A 4,552-nucleotide genomic window follows, 5' to 3' on the forward strand; every position below is an offset into this window, starting at 1 on the left:
CTGCTCAACGTCTGAACCAAGGACCCGCCATGCCCGGAATCGACACCGCCACCCTGCAGCGCCTGGACGCCGCCCACCACCTGCACCCGTTCAACGACAACGCCGCCCTGGCCAAACGCGGCACCCGCATCCTGACCCGGGGCGAGGGCTGTTACGTCTGGGACGCCGAAGGCAACCAGCTGCTCGACGCGTTCGCCGGCCTGTGGTGCGTGAACATCGGCTACGGCCGCAAGGAACTGGGCGAGGTGGCCTCGCGGCAGATGACCCGGCTGGCCTACTACAACAGCTTCTTCCAGTGCACCACCGAGCCGACGGTGCTGCTGTCGGCCAAGCTGGCCGAGCTGACCCCGCACGACCTCAACCACGCCTTCTTCACCAACTCCGGCTCCGAGGCCAACGACACCATCCTGCGCATGGTGCGGCACTTCTGGGCGGTGCAGGACCAGCCGCAGAAAAACATCTTCATCGGCCGCCATGACGGCTACCACGGCTCCACCGTCGCCGGCGCCAGCCTCGGCGGCATGAAGGGCATGCACAAGCAGGGCGGCCTGCCGATCCCGGACATCGCCCACATCGACCCGCCGTACTGGTTCGGCGACGGCGGCGACATGGACGAGGAGGACTACGGCCGGCACTGCGCGAAAAGGCTCGAGGACAAGATCCTGGAGCTGGGCCCGGAACGCGTGGCCGCTTTCATCGGCGAGCCGGTGATGGGCGCCATCGGCGTCTACATCCCGCCGCGCAACTACTGGCAGGAGATCGAGCGCATCTGCCGCAAGTACGACGTGCTGCTGGTGGCCGACGAAGTCATCACCGGCTTCGGGCGTACCGGCGAGTGGTTCGCCGCCCAGACCTACGACTTCCGCCCCGACGTGATGACCCTGGCCAAGGGCATCACCTCCGGCTACATCCCGCTGGGCGCGGTGATGTTCAATGACCGGGTCGCCGGCGTGCTGCAGGGCAGCGAGCTGGCGCATGGTTACACCTACTCGGGCCACCCGGTCTGCGCCGCGGTGGCCCTGGAAAACATCCGCATCCTGCAGGAAGAACACATCGTCGAAACCTGCCGGAACAACATCGGGCCCTACCTGGGCGAGAAGTGGAAGGCCCTGGGCGAGCACCCGCTGGTCGGCGAGGCCCGGTTCGTCGGCATGGTCGGGGCCCTGGAACTGGTGCCGTCCAAGCCCTCGCGGACCTATTTCCCGGACCGGGGCAGGGTGGGGCAGCTGTGCCGCGACTTCGCCCTGCAAAGTGGCCTGATCCTGCGCGCCACCAACGACGCGATGCTGCTGTCGCCGCCGCTGGTGATCAGCCGGTCCCAGGTCGATGAACTGGCCGGGAAGGCCTGGAAAGCCCTGGACCTGACCGCCCGTGAATTGGGCATGGCGACGGGCTGAGCTGTGGTTATGATGTTCCTGCCGTCCAACCGCTTCAGTCACCCTGTGGGGAGTGTGCCGATGAAAGCCAGGATGTCCGCCCTGTTCCTATGCCTTGCCCTTGCCGGTTGCGGCGGGGACCCGCCCGCCGGTGACACCGGCGACGCCGCCGCACCCGCGCCCGCCGGCGACAAGGTGCTCAACGTCTACAACTGGTCCGACTACATCGGCGAGGACACCATCGCCGGCTTCGAGGCCGAGACCGGCATCAAGGTCACCTACGACGTCTTCGACTCCAACGAAGTGCTCGAGGCCAAGCTCATGGCCGGCAACACCGGCTACGACATCGTGGTGCCCTCGCTGACCTTCCTCTCGCGCCAGGTCCAGGCCGGTGTGTTCCAGGAGCTCGACAAGTCGCGGTTCACCAATTACGGCAACCTCGACCCCGCGTTCATGGCCCTGCTGGCCACCAACGATCCGGGCAATACGCACTCCATCCCCTACCTGTGGGGCACCACCGGCATCGGCTACAACGTGCAGAAGGTGCGCGAAGCCCTGGGCGAAGACGCGCCGGTGGACAGCTGGGCCCTGGTCTTCGAGCCGGAGAACCTGGCGAAGCTGAAGGGCTGCGGCGTCGCCATCCTCGACACGCCCTCGGAAATCATCCCGCCGGTGCTGCAATACCTCGGCGAGGATCCCAACAGCTTCGACGAGGCGGTCATCCAGAAAGGAGTGGATCGCCTGAAGGAACTGCGCCCGCACGTCACCTACTTCCACAGCTCGCAGTTCATCAACGACCTGGCCAATGGCGACATCTGCGTCGCGGTGGGCTGGTCGGGCGACATCATCCAGGCCCAGGCCCGGGCCGAAGAGGCCGGAAAGGGCGTCGAAGTGGCCTATTCGATCCCCAAGGAAGGCGCGCCGATGTGGTTCGACATGCTGGCCATCCCCAAGGACGCCCGCAACGTCGACAACGCCTACCTGTTCCTTGACTACCTGATGCGCCCGGACGTGATGGCCGGCATCCAGAACTACGTGATGTACGCCAGCGCCAATACCGCCGCCCTGCCCATGGTGGACGCGGCGGTGCTTGAAGACCCGGGCATCTACCCGTCCGAGGACACCAAGGCCAAGCTGTTCACCCTGGCGGTGCTGCCGCCCGAGGTCGACCGCTTGTTCAACCGGCACTGGACCACCCTCAAGACGGGGCAATAGGCCACGATGGCAAGCACGGCGAGCGGCGCCCTGGCGGGCGCCCCCAAGAACGACATGCTGGGGGCCGAGGGCTACCTGCGCATCGAAGCGGTGCGCAAGGAGTTCGACGGCTTCGTCGCCGTCGACGACGTCAGCCTGTCGATCCGGCAGGGCGAGATCTTCGCCCTGCTGGGCGCCTCGGGCTGCGGCAAGTCCACGCTGCTGCGCTGCCTGGCCGGCTTCGAGAAGCCCACCAGGGGCCGCATCATCCTCGACGGCCAGGACATCACCGCGCTGCCGCCCTTCGAGCGGCCGCTGAACATGATGTTCCAGTCCTATGCGCTGTTCCCGCACATGAGTGTGGAGCAGAACGTCGGCTTCGGCCTTCGCCAGGACGGCATGGCCAAGGCCGAAATCGCCCGCAAGGTCGCCGAGATGCTGGCCCTGGTGCAGATGGAGAAATTCGCCAAGCGCAAGCCGCACCAGCTTTCCGGCGGCCAGCAGCAGCGCGTGGCGCTGGCGCGGTCGCTGGCCAAGGGCCCGAAGCTGCTCCTGCTCGACGAACCCATGGGCGCGCTGGACAAGAAGCTGCGCTCGCAGATGCAGCTTGAACTGGTGAACATCGTCGAACGCCTGGGCGTCACCTGCGTCATGGTCACCCACGACCAGGAAGAGGCCATGACCATGGCCCACCGCATCGCGGTGATGGACGCGGGCTGGATCCGCCAGGTCGGCAGCCCGGACGAAATCTACGAACAGCCCAGCTGCCGCTTCACCGCCGAATTCATCGGGTCCGTGAACCTCATCGAGGGCCGCATCCTCGAGGACGAAAACGACTACGTCACCATCGGCAGCCCGGCGCTGGAGTTCCCGGCCTACGTCGGCCACGGCGTCACCGGTTTCGAGGGCCAGGAAGTCGCGCTGGCGATCCGCCCGGAAAAGATCCAGGTCGACAAGGACGAACCGGCCCAGCCGCACAACAAGGTTCACGGCATCATCGAGGACATCGCCTACTTCGGCAGCCACTCGGTGTTCCACGTGCGCCTGCCGGGTGGCACCAAGCTGCTGGCGAACATGATCAACAGCCAGCGCTGGGCCAGCGAGAAGTTCACCTGGAACGACCCGGTGTGGCTGAGCTGGGACGACCAGGCCGGGGTGGTGCTGACCACGTGAAGAACCTGCCGCGCTCGATCCGCAAACGCCTGCCGGGCCCGCGCTGGCTGGTGATCGCGGTGCCCTACCTGTGGATGCTGCTGTTTTTCGCGGTGCCGTTCGCCATCGCGCTCAAGATCAGCTTCGCCAGCGCCGTCATCGCCATGCCGCCGTACACCGACCTGATCAACTGGTCCGGCGACAAGCTCGAGCTGAGCATCAACACCGCCAATTACCTGTTCCTGGTGCGCGATAGCCTGTACGTGAAGGCTTACCTCAGTTCGCTCGAGATCGCGGTGATCTCGACCGCGCTGTGCCTGCTTGTCGGCTACCCGATCGCCTACGCGATCTCGCGCATGGAGCCGGCCACGCGCAACGTCGCGCTGATGCTGGTCATCCTGCCCAGCTGGACATCCTTCCTTATCCGCATCTACGCCTGGGTCGGCATCCTCAAGAACAACGGCCTGCTCAACAACGCGCTGATTGGCATGGGGCTCATCGACGAACCGCTGGCGATCCTGCACACGCCGGTGGCGGTGTACATCGGCATCGTCTACGCCTATTTGCCGTTCATGGTGCTGCCGCTGTACGCCAACCTGGTCAAACACGACCACCGGCTCATCGAGGCCGCCACCGACCTGGGCGCGCCGCCCTGGAAGGCCTTCCTGACGGTGACGCTGCCGCTGTCGAAGGCCGGCATCATCGCCGGCTCGATGCTGGTGCTCATCCCCGTGGTCGGCGAGTTCGTCATCCCGGAAATGCTGGGTGGCCCCGATACGCTGATGATCGGCCGGGTGCTGTGGCAGGAGTTCTTCAACAACCGCGACTGG

At 66.0% G+C, this 4,552-nt stretch carries 4 protein-coding genes; all 4 read left to right on the forward strand.

Features of this window, described 5'->3' with window-relative positions; genetic code table 11:
• Positions 1-29 precede the first annotated feature (29 nt).
• Positions 30-1,397 (forward strand): aspartate aminotransferase family protein, encoded by a 1,368-nt coding sequence (locus AACZ35_RS12685; protein ID WP_339829872.1) that lies wholly within the window; start codon positions 30-32, stop codon positions 1,395-1,397.
• 60 nt (positions 1,398-1,457) lie between these two features.
• Positions 1,458-2,591, forward strand: coding sequence for an extracellular solute-binding protein (locus tag AACZ35_RS12690; RefSeq protein WP_339829874.1), 1,134 nt, complete (start codon positions 1,458-1,460; stop codon positions 2,589-2,591).
• Positions 2,592-2,645: 54 nt separating this feature from the next.
• The gene (gene potA / locus AACZ35_RS12695) at positions 2,646-3,743 is read left to right on the forward strand and encodes a polyamine ABC transporter ATP-binding protein (protein WP_339829876.1); all 1,098 of its coding nucleotides are present in this window, start codon (positions 2,646-2,648) and stop codon (positions 3,741-3,743) included.
• A gap of 5 nt (positions 3,744-3,748) precedes the next feature.
• Positions 3,749-4,552: ABC transporter permease subunit (locus tag AACZ35_RS12700; protein WP_339829878.1), on the forward strand; the 804-nt coding region annotated here is incomplete at its 3' end.

Origin of the sequence: uncultured Arenimonas sp. (genome assembly GCF_963976025.1) — a bacterium.
In the GTDB taxonomy this organism is placed as follows: domain Bacteria; phylum Pseudomonadota; class Gammaproteobacteria; order Xanthomonadales; family Xanthomonadaceae; genus Arenimonas.